This is a genomic window from Flavobacterium sp. CG_9.10 (assembly GCF_015752245.1).
In the GTDB taxonomy this organism is placed as follows: domain Bacteria; phylum Bacteroidota; class Bacteroidia; order Flavobacteriales; family Flavobacteriaceae; genus Flavobacterium.
Map to the genome: position 1 here is coordinate 127,405 of NZ_JADOVD010000009.1, position 17,959 is coordinate 145,363.

The 17,959-nt window shown below is 31.4% G+C and carries 19 protein-coding genes; 8 read left to right on the top strand and 11 right to left on the bottom strand.

Features of this window, described 5'->3' with window-relative positions; translation table 11 throughout:
• Positions 1-64: 64 nt before the first annotated feature.
• From mazG to def, 3 genes are all read right to left on the bottom strand, one after another.
• Complete coding sequence (mazG, locus tag IWX84_RS09655) at positions 65-847, bottom strand: nucleoside triphosphate pyrophosphohydrolase (protein ID WP_196850537.1); 783 nt, start codon at positions 845-847, stop codon at positions 65-67.
• Between the two features lie 87 nt (positions 848-934).
• Positions 935-1,447 (bottom strand): DUF5606 domain-containing protein, encoded by a 513-nt coding sequence (locus IWX84_RS09660; RefSeq protein ID WP_196850538.1) that lies wholly within the window; start codon positions 1,445-1,447, stop codon positions 935-937.
• Between the two features lie 88 nt (positions 1,448-1,535).
• Entirely contained in the window at positions 1,536-2,123 is a 588-nt protein-coding gene (gene def / locus IWX84_RS09665; protein ID WP_196850539.1) for a peptide deformylase, read from the bottom strand.
• 196 nt (positions 2,124-2,319) lie between these two features.
• Here def and IWX84_RS09670 point away from each other — a divergent pair, with 196 nt between their 5' ends.
• Positions 2,320-4,533 carry an FUSC family protein gene (locus IWX84_RS09670; RefSeq protein ID WP_196850540.1) on the top strand — a complete coding sequence of 738 codons (2,214 nt, stop codon included), beginning with the start codon at positions 2,320-2,322 and terminating at the stop codon, positions 4,531-4,533.
• A gap of 65 nt (positions 4,534-4,598) precedes the next feature.
• Here the strand turns inward: IWX84_RS09670 and IWX84_RS09675 are convergent, their stop codons facing one another.
• The 4 genes from IWX84_RS09675 to IWX84_RS09690 form a co-directional block, all read right to left on the bottom strand.
• Entirely contained in the window at positions 4,599-6,095 is a 1,497-nt protein-coding gene (locus tag IWX84_RS09675) for a malate:quinone oxidoreductase (RefSeq protein WP_196850541.1), read from the bottom strand.
• A 97-nt stretch (positions 6,096-6,192) separates the two neighbouring features.
• Positions 6,193-6,609 carry a Holliday junction resolvase RuvX gene (gene ruvX / locus IWX84_RS09680; protein WP_196850542.1) on the bottom strand — a complete coding sequence of 139 codons (417 nt, stop codon included), beginning with the start codon at positions 6,607-6,609 and terminating at the stop codon, positions 6,193-6,195.
• Entirely contained in the window at positions 6,610-6,891 is a 282-nt protein-coding gene (locus IWX84_RS09685) for a type II toxin-antitoxin system RelE/ParE family toxin (RefSeq protein WP_196850543.1), read from the bottom strand.
• Complete coding sequence (locus IWX84_RS09690) at positions 6,881-7,132, bottom strand: hypothetical protein (protein ID WP_231385458.1); 252 nt, start codon at positions 7,130-7,132, stop codon at positions 6,881-6,883. Before IWX84_RS09690 ends, IWX84_RS09685 begins: the two co-directional genes overlap by 11 nt.
• Positions 7,133-7,323: 191 nt before the next feature.
• Between IWX84_RS09690 and IWX84_RS09695 the strand changes: the two genes are divergently transcribed.
• The 4 genes from IWX84_RS09695 to IWX84_RS09710 are packed head-to-tail and all read left to right on the top strand — an operon-like array spanning position 7,324 to position 11,037.
• Complete coding sequence (locus tag IWX84_RS09695) at positions 7,324-8,151, top strand: 2,3,4,5-tetrahydropyridine-2,6-dicarboxylate N-succinyltransferase (RefSeq protein ID WP_196850544.1); 828 nt, start codon at positions 7,324-7,326, stop codon at positions 8,149-8,151.
• A gap of 37 nt (positions 8,152-8,188) precedes the next feature.
• Positions 8,189-9,169 carry a glycosyltransferase family 2 protein gene (locus IWX84_RS09700; RefSeq protein WP_196850545.1) on the top strand — a complete coding sequence of 327 codons (981 nt, stop codon included), beginning with the start codon at positions 8,189-8,191 and terminating at the stop codon, positions 9,167-9,169.
• Positions 9,170-9,188: 19 nt separating this feature from the next.
• Complete coding sequence (locus IWX84_RS09705; protein WP_231385459.1) at positions 9,189-10,256, top strand: glycosyltransferase family 9 protein; 1,068 nt, start codon at positions 9,189-9,191, stop codon at positions 10,254-10,256.
• 10 nt (positions 10,257-10,266) lie between these two features.
• Entirely contained in the window at positions 10,267-11,037 is a 771-nt protein-coding gene (locus tag IWX84_RS09710; protein ID WP_196850546.1) for a glycosyltransferase family 2 protein, read from the top strand.
• A 3-nt stretch (positions 11,038-11,040) separates the two neighbouring features.
• On the opposite strand, the gene IWX84_RS09715 is transcribed toward IWX84_RS09710, so the two are convergent.
• Complete coding sequence (locus IWX84_RS09715; protein WP_196850586.1) at positions 11,041-11,802, bottom strand: lipopolysaccharide kinase InaA family protein; 762 nt, start codon at positions 11,800-11,802, stop codon at positions 11,041-11,043.
• A 250-nt stretch (positions 11,803-12,052) separates the two neighbouring features.
• On the opposite strand from IWX84_RS09715, the gene IWX84_RS09720 reads away from it, so the two are divergent.
• The gene (locus IWX84_RS09720; protein ID WP_196850547.1) at positions 12,053-13,123 is read left to right on the top strand and encodes a glycosyltransferase family 4 protein; all 1,071 of its coding nucleotides are present in this window, start codon (positions 12,053-12,055) and stop codon (positions 13,121-13,123) included.
• Positions 13,124-13,137: 14 nt separating this feature from the next.
• On the opposite strand, the gene IWX84_RS09725 is transcribed toward IWX84_RS09720, so the two are convergent.
• The 3 genes from IWX84_RS09725 to IWX84_RS09735 form a co-directional block, all read right to left on the bottom strand.
• Positions 13,138-13,959, bottom strand: a complete 822-nt coding sequence (locus tag IWX84_RS09725) for a polysaccharide deacetylase family protein (RefSeq protein ID WP_196850548.1) — start codon at positions 13,957-13,959, stop codon at positions 13,138-13,140.
• 30 nt (positions 13,960-13,989) lie between these two features.
• On the bottom strand, positions 13,990-15,093 hold the full coding sequence (locus tag IWX84_RS09730; protein WP_196850549.1) for a glycosyltransferase: 1,104 nt from the start codon (positions 15,091-15,093) through the stop codon (positions 13,990-13,992).
• A 97-nt stretch (positions 15,094-15,190) separates the two neighbouring features.
• Positions 15,191-16,147 (bottom strand): hypothetical protein, encoded by a 957-nt coding sequence (locus IWX84_RS09735; RefSeq protein WP_196850550.1) that lies wholly within the window; start codon positions 16,145-16,147, stop codon positions 15,191-15,193.
• Between the two features lie 180 nt (positions 16,148-16,327).
• Between IWX84_RS09735 and IWX84_RS09740 the strand changes: the two genes are divergently transcribed.
• Together IWX84_RS09740 and IWX84_RS09745 are read left to right on the top strand one after the other, a co-directional pair.
• Positions 16,328-17,188: a hypothetical protein gene (locus IWX84_RS09740; RefSeq protein WP_196850551.1), complete on the top strand. Its 861-nt coding sequence runs from the start codon at positions 16,328-16,330 to the stop codon at positions 17,186-17,188.
• Positions 17,189-17,330: 142 nt separating this feature from the next.
• On the top strand, positions 17,331-17,897 hold the full coding sequence (locus IWX84_RS09745) for an L-threonylcarbamoyladenylate synthase (protein ID WP_196850552.1): 567 nt from the start codon (positions 17,331-17,333) through the stop codon (positions 17,895-17,897).
• The last annotated feature ends 62 nt before the right edge of the window (positions 17,898-17,959 follow it).

A 17,959-nucleotide genomic window follows, 5' to 3' on the forward strand; every position in this document is an offset into this window, starting at 1 on the left:
ATGATTTATAATTTCTTCGCTTCCTTCCAAATTGAGTTATTTGGAAATCATAGATTTCCAAATCCTATTTATTTGGAAGACGCTTCGCTTCCTCCCAAAAAATATCCATTTCGGCAAGGGTCATATCCATTAGAGGTTTCCCTAATTGACCTGCTTTACTTTCTAGATATTGAAAGCGTTTAATGAATTTTTTATTGGTTCGTTCCAAGGCGTCTTCGGGATTCACGTTCAGAAATCGGGCATAGTTTATCATCGAAAATAAAACATCGCCAAATTCAGCTTCAATTTTATCCTGATCTCCAGCATTGACCTCAACTTGCAATTCCTCTAATTCTTCTTGTACTTTGTCCCACACCTGATGGGATTCTTCCCAATCAAATCCCACTCCTTTTACTTTATCCTGGATTCTACTTGCTTTTACTAATGCCGGCAAACTCTTTGGAACACCTTCTAAAACGGAAGTTTTACCCTCTTTGAGTTTCAGTTTTTCCCAGTTCTGCTTGACTTCTTCTTCATCTTTCACCACTACATCACTATAAATATGTGGATGACGGTGAATGAGTTTCTCGCAAATCTCATTGCAAACATCAGCTATGTCAAAATCATTGGTTTCGCTTCCTATCTTGGCATAAAAAACCAGATGCAATAACAAATCACCCAATTCTTTCTTTACCTCGTTTAAATCGTTATCTAAAATCGCATCACCCAACTCATACGTTTCTTCTATGGTAAGATGGCGTAAACTCTGCATAGTTTGCTTCTTATCCCAAGGACATTTCTCGCGTAAATCGTCCATGATGTCTAGTAGCCTTTCGAAAGCCTGAAGTTGAAGTGTTCTTGAGTTCATTGCATTATTAGTTTTGGTAAAAATAAAAAAATCCTGTCAAGAAAACATCTTAACAGGATTAAATATAATTTATTAAAATATAATTTATTATTTTTTTTCTGGAGCTTTTTTAGCAGTAGCTTTTTTAGCTGTAGCTTTTACTTCTTTTTCTTTCGTTTCTTCAGTCACTGCTGCAACTTCCTCAACAGCTGCTGGCGTTCCTTCTGCTGCAGGAACATCATCAACGATAAGTCCTTTTGCTTGAAGCATACTGTACCAGTTTAATATTTTTTTGATATCTGATGGGTACACTCTTTCTTCATCATAATCAGGTAAAATTTCTTTGAAATAAGCCGCTAGTTTTGCGTTGTCTTCTTTATGAGAAAGCGCTGGACCTTTATTCTCTTTATCAGCAATTTTTTGCATGATTTCAGACAATGGTTTTTCGCCTTCATATGTATAAATAGAAATCTCCGACAATAAACTCACATTGCTTTTTAAATTTACTGTGATTTTTTTTCCGTCTAATAATGATTCTGCAACAAACCCTGTACGCGTTTGTACTTTTAATACATATAAACCTGGTTTCCCAGAAATGGCTAATATTTTTTCTAAATTCATGTTTTTTTAATTATTATTAAGAATTCGATTTATTTTACTTTTTAATTTACGCTCTAAAACCGTACCAATATTAAGTAATAATACTAGTTTATCTTCCTTTTTTAGCAAAAAATTTCATGCGATAATCTTGAAATGTTTTTCCTTCCAGAATGTTTTTTAGTTTCTTTTGAATCAAACGCTTTTTAAGTGTCGAGATTTTATCTGTAAACAAAATCCCCTGAATGTGGTCATATTCATGTTGAATTACTCTTGCAATTAAACCCTCAAAAACTTCCGTTTTCATAACAAAATCCTCTTCACAATATTCAATTGTTATCGTTGGATTACGATATACATCTTCTCTAACATCAGGAATACTCAAGCAGCCTTCATTAAAACTCCATTCTTCACCTTCTTCTTTTATCATTTTTGCATTGATAAAAGTTTTTTTGAATCCCTTTAACTCTTTTTGTTCAGCATCTTCTAAATCTTCATCATCGCTAAAAGGAGTAGTGTCTATTACAAATAAGCGCACTGCCAATCCTACTTGCGGAGCTGCAAGTCCCACGCCATAGGCATTATACATCGTCTCATACATATTGGCAATCGTTTCCTTCAAGTTGGGATGTTCTTCGGTAAGATTCTCTCCTACTTTTCTTAAAACTGGATCACCATATCCTATAATTGGTAAAATCATTCGTGTTGTATTAAGTATTATCTACTATAAATGGGAATCAATTTCCTTTTAATTCAGTTGGCAAAAATAGTAAAAAAATAGACAATCAATAAACCTCTAATGATAATTAGCGTTATTTTAGAATTTAAATTAAAACACGCCTAATTATTCTTGAATAAATCCTACAATTCTTAACTTTGCAGGTAATCTAATTTCTATGATTTATAAAATTCGAAAATTTACTGACAGTACCTATTTTACCAATGCTTTAAAAGTGACTATTGCAGCGGTAATCCCTTTTATACTTTTTTCACTCTTGGGTAATTTCGAAATGGGTTTTACTATTGCACTGGGTGCTTTTTTTACTTATCCAAGTGATATTCCGAGTAATCTTAAACATAAAATAAACGGAGTGCTAGTTGCGGCTGTAATCGTTTCGAGTGTCAATTTATTAGTGAATATTATCTATCCTTATAACTGGATTTTTTATCCTTTTTTAGCTCTTCTAATTTTCTTGTTTTCGATGATTTCTGTATATGGACAAAGGGCTACCGTAGTTTCATTTTCGGCATTACTTTCGATTTCATTGGCCTTTGCACATATAAATACCGGTTGGGATATGGTGAAACACTCGGGATTAATTCTTGCAGGTGGAATTTTTTACCTTATGATTTCACTGATTTTTCATTACATCAGACCGCATCGTTATATCGAATTACAAATTGCAGAATGTATCAAACTTACAGCAAAATATTTGAAGCTAAGAGGCGATTTATGGACCGTCAACGCAGATAAAAAAGCAATTATAGAGAAACAATTGCATCTTCAGGTAGAGCTGAACACCATTCGTCAAAATATAAGAGAAGTTTTAATTAGCAATCACACCAGTTCTGGTTCTTCGAATCAAAACCGAAAGATGCTAATCGTTTTTATTACATTAGTCGAAATTCTGGAACTGGCGTTGTCAACGTCATTCGATCATGACAAACTACATCAAAAATTTGACGACCATCCAAAGGTGCTACAAACCTATCAAAACTTAGCTTATAATCTTGCGGCAAGTTTAAAACAATTATCCAAAAGTGTACAGAATAAGACTAAATACGTTTCGAAACATACATTGATTAAAGATTTGAATGCTCTGCAACTTGCCATTGTTGATTACGAAAATGAATTGGGTAAAATTCCGGCTTCTGAAGGCGTTTTTATGCTAACTACAATGTTACAATACGCAGAAAAACAGGTAGAAAAAATAAAAATTGTAGAACGGGCTTTCACCTTAGCTTTCAATTCAAAAGATTTTAAGGAAAAAGATAAAGATTTAGAAAAGTTTTTAACCCCACAATATTATCCTTTAAGCACTTTGACAGGAAATATGAGTTTTTCCTCAACTATTTTCAGGCATTCGCTTCGGTTAACCATCACTATTCTCATTGGTTTTATTATTGGCACAATACTTCCTTTTCACAATGTCTATTGGATCTTGCTGACTATCATTGTGATTATGAGGCCAGGTTATGGCTTGACAAAACAACGCTCCTTTCAACGAATTTTCGGAACTATTTTAGGCGGATTAATTGCTTTCGGAATTCTTTCATTGGTACACAATAGCATTGTAATTAGTATTCTGTCCATTCTTTGTATGCTATTGGGTTTCTCGTTTACGCAAACAAATTATAAGGTCAGCGCAACCTTTGTGACCATGTATATAGTTTTTATTTACGGAATACTTACGCCTAATATTGCTGATGTAATTCAATATAGAATCTTAGATACTGTTGTCGGCGCAGCTCTTGCATTTCTTGCCAACCATTTTTTATGGCCTTCTTGGGAGTTTTTAAATATTCCAATTCATTTGAAAAAATCGATTAAAGCGAATCAAACCTACTTAAAGGAAATCTCTGTTTTTTATAACAAAAAAGGGGCTATTTCTACTTCTTATCGATTGGCAAGAAAGAACGCTTTCATCGAAATTGGTAATCTCATGGCTTCTTTTCAAAGAATGTCACAAGAACCTAAATCAAAACAAAAACAATTACCGCAAGTATATAAATTAGCCGTGCTGAATCATTCGCTTCTTTCTTCATTAGCTTCCTTAGGAACTTATATTCAATCACACAAGACGACATCGGCTTCTGAGGCTTTTAATATTGTGGTTGATACGGTGTATAAAAATTTAGATCATGCCATCGCAATTTTAAAAGAAAATGATTTAGATTTTAACGAAAATACTCCTAAAGAGGAATTAGCAATGCGGTTTACGGAGTTAAAAAATATCCGAGCCAAGGAATTGAAAGAGGGAAACCCCATTGATGAAGAAGCATTTCAATTGAAAATGCAGGAAGCACAATTAGTAATAGAACAACTAATCTGGCTTACTAATTTATCCGAAAATATTGTAAAAACGACTAAAGAATTAATCGCTACTTAAAACAAAAAAGCTGGATTTAGAACTTCAAATCTAAATCCAGCTTTATCGATTATATTGTGAAATTTCTAATTATTCAATTTTAGAATTTCAGCGGTATTTTTTCTGATTTCTTCCAATAAAGAAGGTTTATCATTTAATGTTTGTCCAAATGATGGTATCATTGTTTTCAGTTTTTCTTGCCATTCCGGATAAACAATTTCATTTTTGAAACATTTTCCAACCAAATCTGTCATGATAGAAACTGCTGTGGAAGCACCGGGAGAAGCCCCAAGTAATACAGCTAAACTACCATCCGCAGTTGTAATTACCTCGGTGCCAAATTCAAGTATTCCACCTTCTTTTTCATCTTTCTTTATAACTTGTACCCGCTGCCCCGCTCTTTCTATTTTCCAGTCTTTAGATCTGGCTGTCGGAACATATTCTCTAAGAGCATTAATCCTATCTTTAGGGGATTGACGTACTTGCTCAATCAAATATTTTGTAAGTGGTATATTTTTAATCCCTGCTGCTATCATCGGAATTATATTATCCGTTTTAATAGACAAAGGCAAATCAGAATAAGAACCATTCTTTAAAAACCGAGTAGAAAAGCCAGCAAAAGGACCAAAAAGAAGTGCTTTTTCTCCATCTATCATTCGGGAATCAATATGTGGTACAGACATGGGTGGCGCTCCCACGGATGCTTTACCATAAACTTTAGCCTGATGTTTTGCAATTACTTCAGGATTGGTACATTTTAACCATTGTCCACTAACCGGGAAACCTCCGAAACCCTTTCCTTCTGGAACGTCTGCTTTTTCTAGTAATGGCAATGACCCGCCTCCAGCACCGATAAAAACAAACTTGGTATATGCTTTTCTTTTTTGGCCGGTAGCCAAATCAGTAATTTTTATTCTCCAAGATTTATCCTCACGCTGTTTCAATTTTTGAACTTCGTGATGAAAATGCATCGTAACACCATCTAATTTAGCCAAATAATTAAACATACTTCTGGTCAATTCTCCAAAATTCACATCCGTACCAATTGCCATAGAAGTAGCTGCAACTTTTTCATTTTTGTCTCTACCCTCCATAACCAAAGGCATCCACTTTTTTAATTCTGAAAAATCAGTACTAAAAATCATTTGTTTAAAAAGTGGATTAGATTGTAAAGCTTCAAATCTTTTCTTTAGATATGCTACATTTTTTTCACCCCAAACAAAACTTACATGAGGAATACTTTTTATAAAATTTTCAGGGGAAGTAATCTTTTTTTCTTGGACTAAATAGGCCCAAAATTGGCGAGAAACTTCGAAAGATTCAGCGATACTAATTGCTTTTTTTGGATCAATAGTTCCATCAACACTTTCAGGTGTGTAATTAAGTTCACAAAAGGCAGAATGTCCGGTTCCGGCATTATTCCAGGCATCAGAACTTTCAGCAGCTGCAATATCTAATCTCTCGTAAATGTCAATTTTTAAATCTGGTTGTAATTCTTTAAGAATTAAACCAAGAGTGGCACTCATTATTCCAGCTCCTATAAGAACTACATCACTATTTGAACGAATGGTTGTATCAGGCATAACAAAAATTTAAAATGCAAAGATACTTCATATGATTGCAAAAAAAACCTTAAATTTTCTGTGAAAAGTTACATAATTACGAAAACGTTTTAGAAATTTAAAACAATTTTCGGGTCAAATAATCTTGTAGCATTATGGTTGCCGAAATTTCATCAATCAGTGCTTTATTTTGACGTTGTTTCTTTTTTAGTCCACTATCAATCATAGTCTGGAATGCCATTTTTGAGGTAAAGCGCTCATCAACCCGAATGACTTTCATCTCCGGAAAGTGGTTCGTAAAATGAGTTACGAATCCTTTTATTATAGAAGCACTTTCTGAAGGTTCACCATTCATTTGTTTGGGTTCACCAATAAGCACTGCTTCGACTTTTTCTTTAGAGAAATAATCCTTTAAAAAAGCGATTGTTGTTGCACTTGGAACCGTTGTTAATCCGGAAGCAATGATTTGCATTTCATCCGTAACAGCTATTCCAGTTCGTTTTTGTCCGTAATCTATAGCGAGAATTCTTGGCATTTATATGGAATCTTTATATTTTATGAAACCGAAGACGAAAATTATTTCTTGTTCTATATCAATGTAATAAACAATTGTGTAACCTTTAAAAACATAATCTCTAATATTTTCATCGTTGTAATAACTAGACTTCTTAAAATAAAAAGGATTCTTTAAATCTTTCCTTATTTTTTTTATTAAATCAACTTTGAACTTGCTAGCCGCTAAAGGTTTGTCTTTCGAAATATATCTAATTTGGCTATCTAAATCAAACCTAAAATCTTTAGTGATTTTAATTTTCATATTCAGAAATAGTCTTTTCAAGAAATTCATCTAGCTCGTCCAAAGAGCAACATTCGGCTGTACCGTTTTTTATCTTAGCCAAAGAAAGGTCCAGTTTTTTCTTATTTTCATCATAATCAGTGTCTTCCTGAACTATTTTCAGTTCATCTGATGAAAACGAACTCAATAATTCCAGAATTTTGGCTTTTATTTTTGGTTGAAATTCTAATCTAATTGTTTCCATAACTAATTTATTACTCATACAAAGATAAAACATTTTAGAGTTGAAAAAAAATGTCTCACTTTTTATGCCAATTGCAAATTTTTAGCCCCTTCCCTTTTAACCATTAATAAAAAAGTAAACATCGACAAGTTAAATTTGCAACATTTTCAAACTAATTCGGCTTTTTGCTATTGGTTAAAAAACATATCTTTGTCAAAAATCTATCAAAAATGAATCCTTTACAAACTATTATAGAACAAGCTTGGGAAAACCGTGCTTTGTTACAAGAAAAAACTACAACGGACGCTATTAGAGAAGTTATTGAGTTACTGGACACGGGAAAATTACGCGTTGCTGAACCTGTAGATCCCGAAGTTTCGGGAGGATGGCAAGTAAACGAATGGGTAAAGAAAGCAGTAGTGATGTATTTCCCTATTCAAAAAATGGAAACTTTACATTCTGGTATTTTCGAATATCACGACAAAATGTTGTTGAAAAAAGACTTTGCCGAAAAAGGAATTCGCGTTGTTCCTAATGCGGTAGCGCGTTACGGTGCTTACATTTCTAGCGGAGTTATTTTGATGCCAAGTTATGTAAATATTGGTGCTTATGTTGATGAAGGTACCATGGTGGACACTTGGGCAACCGTAGGAAGTTGTGCCCAAATTGGTAAAAATGTACATTTAAGTGGTGGTGTAGGAATTGGCGGAGTGCTTGAACCTTTGCAAGCAGCTCCTGTAATCATTGAAGATGGTGCGTTTATTGGTTCGCGTTGTATTGTAGTTGAAGGAGTTCATGTAGGTAAAGAAGCAGTTCTTGGTGCCAATGTTTGTTTGACTGCCTCCACAAAAATTATTGATGTAACTGGTGAAACTCCGATTGAAATGAAAGGTTTTGTTCCAGCGCGTTCAGTAGTAATTCCGGGAAGTTACACTAAGAAATTTCCAGCAGGCGATTTTCAAGTTCCTTGTGCACTAATCATTGGAACACGTAAGCCTTCTACGGATTTGAAAACATCGTTAAATAATGCATTGCGTGAATATGACGTAGCGGTATAAACCGTTTTTGTTTAAAAATCTTTATAAAAAAGACCTATTGGATATTTCAATAATTATAGTTAATTACCGTGGTTGGAAAGCCTTAGATGAATGTTTAGAATCTATTGATACAATCAATTCTAAAACTTTTTCTTTTGAAGTTATTGTTGTCGATAATTTTTCTAATGACGGTCAATTAACTGCTTTTAGTGAAAAGTATTCCAAATTTACATTTACCGAAAATTCCGGTAATAATGGTTTTTCCAATGGATGTAATGTGGGAGCATCAAAAGCAACGGGTAACTATTTTCTTTTTTTAAATCCAGATACAAAAGTTACTCTTGAAGCTTTAGAAACTCTTTTACAAACTGCAATTTTAAACCCTGAAATTGGAATTTTATCCTGTTTGCAAATAAACGAAAACAATGTTTTTTACAATCAGAGGAATTTATTTCCAGCTTTGGGACGGTTTTTTGGAATCTCAAGATCTATTTACCGAAAAGTGAATAAAACAAAACTCGAAGAACGTTTCAACAATACTTATGATCTTTTTTATCCTGATTGGGTTACTGGAGCCGTTATTTTTATAAGTCGGGACTGGTTCCACAAAATAAAAGGATGGAACGAAGATTACTGGTTATATTTTGAAGACGTTGATCTTTGTAAAAAGACTTCTGATTCCGGAGGAAAAGTAGCCGTTACCAGAAAAGCGACTATTTTTCATCAACATGGTGGTGCTTCAAGATTGAATGTGAAGACAAAAGCACTGACAAAAACAGAAGTGATTATTTCTAAACATGTTTACATTGATAATCAATTCTATGGAGGAACAAGACTATTTTTACAGAGCTTGTTGATTTTAGGGGTTATTTCTGAGAAAATAGTGTTGTCATTTTTAAGCCTTTTTTTATTTTTTATTCCAAAAATGAAAGTGAATGCATTAATCCTTAAAAATATTACTGTCTATTATTTTAATGCTCTAAAAAAACAAACTTGGATTAGTCCTCGTGCCATGAATTACATGAAAATAAAAGCTTAATTTTTCAACTTTACTTTAAATGAAAATACTTGTAATTCAACAAAAAATGATTGGCGATGTTTTAGTAAGCTCCTTACTTTGTGACAATTTACGCATCGCTTATCCAAATGCTCAAATTGATTACATGGTTTATGAATCAACAATTGAAGTATTGAAGGGAAATACAAGCTTTGACAATCTCATCCTTTTTAAGGAGAAACATCAAAAAAACAAATGGGAATATTTCAAATTATTGAAATCCATTCGCAATGAAAAGTATGACATAGTTATTGATGCTTACTCCAAACTAGAAAGCTGGCTTGTCGTATTATTTTCGGGAGCAAGACAGAAAATATCGTATTGGAAAAAAGGAAGAACGTTTCTTTATACGGATAACATTGAAAGAAAAAAAACATCCGATTCAAATTTAGGTTTAATCATCGAACAACGACTAGCGCTGTTAGATCCATTAAAACTAGATATTGAACTCGAAACTTTCCCTACAATTAAAGTAACTCAAAAAGAAAGGGATTTCGCGACTTCACTTTTAAATTCTCATGGAATAGACCGTTCCAAAAAAACAATTATGTTGAGTATCATGGGGAGCAGTTTAGAAAAAACGTATCCATTAGAATATATGTCAAAACTAATTGATTTTATTGCTGATAAAGGCGATGTCAATTTGCTTTTTAATTATATGCCAAAACAAATTGAAGAAGCAAAATCAATTTACAATGGCTGTAAAGAGGAAACTAAAACTAAAATTGACTTTATTCTTACTGGAAAAAATATCCGGGAGTTCATTGCCATAATGGATTCTTGCGACATGATAATAGGTAATGATGGCGGAGCGATAAATATGGCAAAAGCACTAGGTAAACCTTCATTTATTATTTTCTCACCGTGGATTGATAAAAAAGGTTGGGCAACTTTTGAAGACGGAATTAATCATGTTTCGCTTCATCTAAAAGACTACAAACCTGAATTATTTGAGAACAAAACGGACAAAACTGTAAAAACGGAGAGTGATTTATTTTACAAAGAATTTGTTCCAGCGTTATTGTTTCCTTCGTTAAATGCTTTTTTGACAACTCATTTAAAAAAATAAGAGGAAGTAAATGAATCGCAATCTAAACAAAAAATTATCGGTTTTAATCATAACTTTAAATGAAGAGGTTCATATGAATGCGCTTCTGTCAGATTTAGATTTTGCTGATGAAATTATTGTTGTCGATTCGTTTAGCACTGATGCGACTGAAAGTATCTCAAAATCATTCAACAAAGTAAAATTTATTCAGCATAAGTTTGAGGATTACACTTCACAAAGAAATTTTGCTATTGCTCAAGCAAAAAATGATTGGATTTTATTTCTAGACGCTGACGAAAGACTTACTCCCGCATTAAAAAATGAAATTTTAGTCACGCTAAAAAACAACGAAACATATTCTGCTTTTTTATTTTACAGAACTTTTATATACGAAAATACCATTTTGCGTTTCAGTGGTTGTCAAAACGATAAAATTTTCAGATTATTCAATAAAAATTACGCCACATACAAAACAGATAGATTGGTTCATGAAAAATTAGAAGTAAATGGAAAAGTTGGTGTACTCAAAAACAAACTTACTCATTATTCGTTTTCTGATTATGAATCCTTTAAATCGAAAATAATAAGCTACGGGAAATTTAAAGCTCAAGAGAAGTTCATTAAGAAACAAAAAACTTCTTATGTGCGCCACATATTGCATCCTATTTATAATTTCCTGTATAATTATATTGTCCGACTGGGTTTTCTCGACGGAAGAAAAGGCATGAATATTTGCTACCTAAATGCTTATTGTATCCATATTAGATACCAAGAACTTCGAAATCTTTGGGATAAAAAATAGCGACTATCTCCAAAAAAGCAATTTCTTTTTTCTTACCATTTTTCTGTGGTGTTTTGCCTGAAAATCATTAGTGTAAAAGCACATTTTACTAAAAATTTCCTCATATTCCTTATTGTAATATTTTGCATATTCATCACTCATTACAGCGAGCATTTCATTTTTTGGCGTAAGCCTGCTAAAATTTTTCATTCGCATGTCAAAATCCATAACTTCATGAAAATTCATTCTGTTTAAATCAACCAAGTAGAACTCATATTGATTTTCGGAAACTTTTTTAATCAACGTGTTTCCTGGTGAATGATCTAGAAATTCAATTCCTTTTTCATGCAAATCATAAGTAAATTTGGCAAACTGTCTTAGTATATTTTCATGATCTGGATAATCCGGGTTTTCAACTAATTCCCGGAAAGTCAAATCTGCTTGTAAATGTTCACTGATATAAAAACTCTTTTCTAATCCTGTAACTTTAAAATTTTCAGCGTAAGCAATAGGCTGTGGCGTACCAATTCCCTTTTGTAACAACTTATTTGCATATTCATAAGATCGTCTAGCTTTTGATTTCCGAAAATATTTATACGCTACCTGATTAATAATGTTAGGAATTTTAAACGATTTGATGTTAATCGTCTTACCGTCTAAATCAAAGAGTTTGATCGTATTCCTTTTACCATCACCAAAGAGAACACCAGTGGAACTAAAATCCGTAATATTCTTTTTGATCTCTTTTTCTTTAGAAATGAAAACTGTATTGACCGTTATTAACATGGATTGCAAACTAAGTTGTTAATCTACAAAAATAACGAAATGATTTTTGAGTCTCCAAATAAACCGTCCTATTTTATAATGATGACGGAATATTATATTTAATTAAAGTTTTTAAATAAAATGTATAAAAAAACGTTTCAGACATTAAACCTTCTTAATTTTTCTTAGTCTAAATTTTAAATATGCATTTTTCATTTGAGTATGAATGAAGCTAAAAAATGGCAATTACTAGCGAATTACACTATTAAATATGACAAAAACTGTATTTCTAGAATCACATAATCTTAAAAATAAAGCAACTGGATTAGGGACTTTTAATTATGAGTTGATAAAGGGATTGTCACAATTAGAATTTAATAATTTAGACTTATTACTAAACGCTAAAAATCCGGAACTACTAAAATCTGAATTTGGCGACAAATTTAAATATAAAAAATATACTGATTTATCCCGATATAGTATTTTTAGAACCCGAAAAAAATATGATTTATGGCATTCCATGAATCAGAATTCTAAAGTTGAACCTTATCACGTCAATAAATATTTACTAACCATCCATGATGTAAATTTTGTAAAGGAAATTTCATCCGATATGAATCACAAAGTAAATAAACTCTTTCTTAAAAAGCTGGAGAAAGCTAATGCGATAACTTATGTCTCGGAATTTGCAAAAAAACAAACCCATCAGTACTTTAAAGTTCCTAATATACCGGAATATGTAATTCATAATGGAAACCCTATTTCGACCATATTAGATACTTCCAGTTTTATTTCACCAATCCCGCTTGACAAACCTTTTTTATATTCCATAGGTGATTTTCTAGAACGAAAAAATTTCCTTTCTCTAGTGAAAATGATGCTTCATATTACGGATTATAATCTAATATTATCTGGAAATAAAAACAAAGCTTATGGCAAAGAAATAGAAGATTTTATACAGTCAAATAATTTACAAAACCGTATTTTTTTGACTGGTAAAGTGGATGAAGTTGCTAAACAATTTTATTTATCGAAGTGCCATGCTTTTGTATTTCCATCTATTCGCGAAGGGTTTGGCCTTCCTCCTATCGAAGCAATGCATTTTGGCAAACCTATCTTTTTATCCAATAAAACTTCATTGCCGGAAATAGGCGGAGAACATGCTTACTATTGGGATAATTTTGATCCTGAATACATGAAAAACACATTGATAAATGGTTTAAATCATTTCTATAATCATCAAAATGAAATGGAAATGCTAATGAAAAAAAGAGCCGCAAGTTTCGATTGGAAAGTTGCGGCTGCTGAATATTTGAAAGTGTATGAAAAGCATCTGTTTTGAAATTTAGACGTCAATTAAAAAACTTTCTTCCTTCCAAAAACTACTTTCTTTTTAAAATCTTCCATTGTATCTCTACCTCTTATGTCTATGCGCTGAATTAGGTAATTATTTTTAAAAGGGAAAACATTTATCCTATTGCCTATTCTAAGACCATATTTTATGCCGTATTTCTCGAGTAATTTAAAGAACTCATCTTGTTTAACTCCCTTCTTTCTATAATATCCGCCATAAGTGTATGCCAATGCTGGGTAAACATTTAATGCCTCCTTTTTAATCACTTCTTGGCACAATTGAAGATCTTTTTCTATTTCATCCAGCGATAATCCAGCATAATTGTCATGTTTAAAAGTATGATATCCCAATTCAATATGAGAACTTACTTCAAATAACTGCTGCTTATTCATCATAATCATATTATCACTGACGAATTCTCCATTCCAATCTGCTTTTTGCCCTATTCTTCCTAGAACAATAAAACAAACTGCCTTGAAATTATATTGCTGTAGCAAAGGATATAACTCCGTATGATTATCTAAAAAACCATCGTCAAAAGTAAGAACAACCGATTTAGGTGGCAATGGCTGTTTTTTATTCTTTAATTCTTCCACTTCAGATAATGAAAGTGTCTTGTAATTGTTATTTTTTAAATATTCAAATTGTTCTTTTATTTTCTCTTTGCTAATCGTAATCTGATCTTCAAAACCATTTACGGAAACGGAATGATATTCTAGAATTCTTAATTTTTTTGAGGCAGGAGAAAGTAATTTAAATTGAAAGTTCAAAAAAGCCAAAAAGGCTAATCCAATTAAAACCAATATGGAAATAACGTAAATCATAATTTATTTTATTTGAGCGAAATGTATTTATTAATTTACTAAAACTTCATTCAATACATTCAATATTTTTGTCCCGATAATTAGCCTTGTAGAAGTGGACAATAAAAATTCAGAACCAGCTTTGACAAATCTTTCTTGCATTACTTTATCATGAATTAAAGCTTCTGATTTATTAGCAAAATCCATTGAATTTCCAACTTCTGCTAATAAACCTGTTTCATTATCAATTAATACCGTAGGAATACCACCAGCTCTGGAAGCGACAACCGGCACATTACAGGCGTAACTTTCGAGAATAACTCCTCCAGTTGCTTCATTATTTGACGTGAATAAAAACAAATCAAATTCCGGGAGACATCTGTTTATATCATTTCTAAAACCGGCAAATATAACTTCATTTTCTAGACCTTTTGACTTTACATATTCTTTAATTTCTGGCTCCATAGAACCATCGCCAATCAAAAAATATTTTGCTTTCAATCCTCTTTTAAAAAGTTCTTCGGCAGTATTAACCCAAGTATAATGATCTTTTACTTTGCAAAATGCCGACACATTTCCTACTATTTTAAAATCTGAAGGGATATTAAATTCTTTGTGAAGATAACCTGTTTTTACATTATGACTAAAATTAGCGGTATCAACTACACTTCCTATAATTGTTAATCTAGAATGGTCTTTAATGGATAATTTAAGAATTTCAACCACTGGTTCAGAAATACAAATAATCCTTTTTATGCCCTTATAATTGTATTTATATTTCCTGAAAAAGTTGGTTCCTACGTTTTTAATTAAAGTTCGAAACAACACTAAAGGGATATCTAAACTAAAAAAAATAGAGGATAAAACTGCTATTGTATGTGATTTACTATTATGCAGTAGTATAGCATTAGCTTGAAACTCTATGGCAATTTGTTTGAATTTTTTAGCAAATTTAAGGTCATATTCTGATTTATAATCAAATCCTTGAACGCTTAAATTCCTTTCCGTGGCAATTTTGAATATTTCAGAATCATTCGGACAAACAATTAATTGACTTTCAGCAAAATTATTATCTCTAAACGATTCGCAAATGTCAATTATCATTTGTTCGTGACCTCTCCAAACTTTTGAAGCAGTAAAATGTATTAGTCTCATTTGCTTTTTATTACCTTTTATTTTCGCTGTAAAAATACACTTTTAGGAATACAAAGCAACTTAAAAAGCACTTAAAAACCCAAGCTAAAACTGCTATTTAATCCACATTAAAAACCACTGATATCCAATTACTTAACATGTATTTATTTAAAATTTCAAGTTTAATCTCATTGTAATCCGTTTCAAAAAAGGCAGTTGGTATTTCATAATTCGTTTCTGAAATAACCCAAATGTTATTTTTATCATAAAAATCATAATTTACAATATCATGATTGTTTGTGATTAATTTTCTTCGGTATCCCAAAGCTTCAAACACACGAAAACTCAAACCATATTGATTTTCCCTTTGAATATCAACCAAAATCTTACTTTTCGCTATTAATTTTTTCACTTCTTGTAATGATAAATAGTCCTCAATAATTTCTATATTGTGATGGTCGAATTTTTTGCTCTTTCTAACTATAAAATGGAAAGAAATATTTTTGGCTTCTAAATAATTTGCGATTTTTTCTAAAAATAGAAACCTTTTATCGAAGGAAGAAATATTAAATACGGTTTGGCTAGGTTTTACTTCTAAAATTTCATCGTCATATATATAATTGGGTAAAAACTGGAAATTATACTTCTCAACATCTTTCTTGTCATAGCTGTAAACGGTGTCAAAAAAATGCAATGTTTTTTTCTGTTCTTTATAATTTTCAATTCCGTCAAATAAATAACTAGTCATCTCGATAGAATTCTCTCTTAAACAAATCAGCGCTTCCTTTTGAAGTTTGTCTGGCCGAATAATCAATACTTGATCAAATATACCTTTGTCTTCTAATAATTTTTTAATGAAATTTGTTCTGTTTTTCTCTTTTAAGCCTTGGGACAAAAATAATTTAGAAAAAAAATTATTAACTCTTGAAAAAATATTTTTATAAGAAAACGAAATGGAATCAATATTAACATAGGTCAAATCAACACTTTCCATCAAATTCAATTTTTCTACTATAAAATCAACATAGCCAAAAGAATGTGTACTTATGATTGCGATTTTTTTAATTTTTGTCATATTTAAATCATTTGCTTAAGTTATTTGTCACAAAAATAGAATCTTAATTAATATTAGGAGTAAACATCTAATCTTTTTTAGATTCATTTTCCACTGTTAGATTCTTTTTTCTAAACATTAAATAAAAAACATATAATTTTGCAAAACACCAAAAACATAAATTAAAACCAAAAATAATAAATGAAAATTGCAGCATGTGTCGTATTATACCATCCTAAAAAAAAGGACTTAAATAACATATTGAGTTATTTACCTTTGGTCGATAAATTGTATATCTATGATAATTCTGAAAACATAAAAACAAATATTCCTTTTGAAGATCATGATAAAATCATTTATATTTCTGACTCTGAAAACAAAGGATTATCGTTCCAATTAAATCAAGCTTGCATCTTAGCTATTGCTGATGGCTTTGAATTTCTATTGACAATGGATCAGGATTCTTACTTTCTGAATGAAAACTTAATCCAATATTTTGATGATATTAAAAATTATTCCAATAACGACAAAGTTGGTATTTTTGGTTTAGAATATAGTAGCGATTCTAAAATTGCTATTCCAAAAAATATTTTCCATAAAGAAGTTGAATTCTTAATAACTTCAGGTTCAGTACTAAATTTAAGTAATTATAAAAAGATAGGAGGATTTGATGAAAATCTATTTATTGATGGCGTTGATTATGATTTTTGTTTTGCCACATTAAAAATGGGTTTTAAATGCATTCTTTTTAAGAATAATTTTTTCAATCATTCAATTGGTGAAAAAACAAAAAACGCTTCCATAAAAACGCTCTATTTAATTAAGAAAGAGAAGCAATTACATTCTCCTATAAGAATATATTATATAACAAGAAACTTGTTATATTTAGAAAAAAAATATGCTGCGTTGTTTCCTGAATTAATCCTAAAAATGAAAAAACGCTATTCAAGCCAAATAAATTCAAATTTGTTGTATTCAAAAAATCCATTTGCTCTTTATAAATTTATATTTAAGGCCAAGAGTGATTTTAAAAACAACAAAATGGGAAAAATTGAATCCTGATTCATTTGTAAAAATAAAATTTAAAAGAAATCTAAACTCTTTTTAATATTTAAATGATTTAAATTTTCTATAAAATCAAGCAAACCTTTGAAATTACCTCAAATTATTTTTAAATATCTTTACACCAATAAACCTAAAAAAAATGGACATCAATCAAGAGGTACATAATGCATTCGAAATTATACAACAAGGCGGCATCATCCTTTATCCTACGGACACCGTTTGGGGAATTGGCTGTGATGCTACAAACCCAGAAGCAGTTGCCAAAATCTACAAACTCAAGAAAAGAGCTGAAACACAAAGCATGATTGTTTTAATGAATGGTGAAAAAATGATGTACAACGTTTTCAAGGATATCCCTGAAGTAGCGTGGCAGATCATGGATTTATCCGAAAATCCAACTACATTAGTTCTCGACAAACCAAGAAATGTGGCACCAAATCTAATTGCTACAGATAACACATTGGGCATCAGAATCGTAAAAGAGCCTTTCTGTTTTAAATTATTGGAAAAGTTGAAAAAACCATTAGTTTCAACATCGGCGAATATATCAGGACAACCAACTCCAAAAAGTTTCAAAGAAATTAGCCCCGAAATTATAAAAGGCGTGGACTATGTTGTAAATTTGCATCGCGAAAAAATAGCAGGAAAACCGTCTACAATTATAAAATTGAGTGCTGATAGTCAGGTTAAAATTATTCGAAAATAAAGTTTATCACTATCGTTTGTCATTCCCAGGAACGAGGAATCTCAATGCTAGAGCAACTAAAG